General features: G+C 67.0%; 1 protein-coding gene. It reads left to right on the forward strand.

The features are described from left to right. Window positions 1–29: 29 nt before the first annotated feature. Entirely contained in the window at window positions 30–410 is a 381-nt protein-coding gene (locus tag x551_RS22840; protein WP_036236811.1) for a hypothetical protein, read from the forward strand. Window positions 411–833 lie beyond the last annotated feature (423 nt).

An 833-nucleotide genomic window follows, 5' to 3' on the forward strand; every position in this document is an offset into this window, starting at 1 on the left:
ATCAGACCGCCTGAAGGGCTGACTCTCCCATGAAGTTCAGCCCCTACACCATCGCCGCGGCCCCGCGGAGTTTGCCAATTTGGCAGGCGATCCTGGACGACCTCAACAACCCGCCGCCGGCCCGCGTGGCGAAGGTTCTGGGCGTCGGCACCCGGACGGTCTATCGGTGGAACCGCACCGGCAAGGCCCCTAGATCGGCCTGCCTCGCGCTTTTCTGGCTGACCCGCTGGGGTCGCTCCGAAGTCCATTGCGCGGCCGTCAACGACGCCACAGCAGCCTTCGGACTGGCCCGAGCGCTCGACGCCGAGGTCCGCCAACTGCGCACCCAGCTCGCCCACGTGCTGGCGCTCGATGCGTCCGGCGCCGCCAACCAACCCTTGATCGGAGAGCACTATGTCAGTGGCCGCTGACCTTTTGAGGGGGTGCACGGCCAGACCCCCGTTCTCCTATGAGGACGCACAAAAGTGTCCGCATTGGTCGAGAAGTGTTCCTTTGATAAATCTAGGCCGGGCGGCCTTCGGCCGCCCCGCCGTCGTGCCTCCGGCGGGGACGCCGCCAGCCTCCCGGCCGTCCCGGTCGCCTCGTTCCTCGTCTCCCCGTCCGTCCGGTCGGCCAGCCGCTACCCGGCCATTTGTAACGACGGGCAGGGAGGCGTCCAGGGCGCGAGGCCACCAGTCCGACATAAGCACCATCAGCGCCCGCGTTTCCAATCCCAGTAGGTTTGCGATCGCTGCCGCTGGCTATCCAGACCCACAACGGCTTATCGCTTGGCTGCCGCCCCGGCCCCCGCCTCGAGGGTATGTGTATAACCTCTCCGAGATACTCGGTCCTGG

Source organism: Methylibium sp. T29 (assembly GCF_000576205.1).
Taxonomy (GTDB): Bacteria; Pseudomonadota; Gammaproteobacteria; order Burkholderiales; family Burkholderiaceae_C; genus Methylibium; species Methylibium petroleiphilum.

Bases quoted from the DNA above. Each gene is read 5' to 3' on its own strand.
- x551_RS22840 (WP_036236811.1), top strand. From the start codon at position 30: ATGAAGTTCAGCCCCTACACCATCGCCGCGGCCCCGCGGAGTTTGCCA.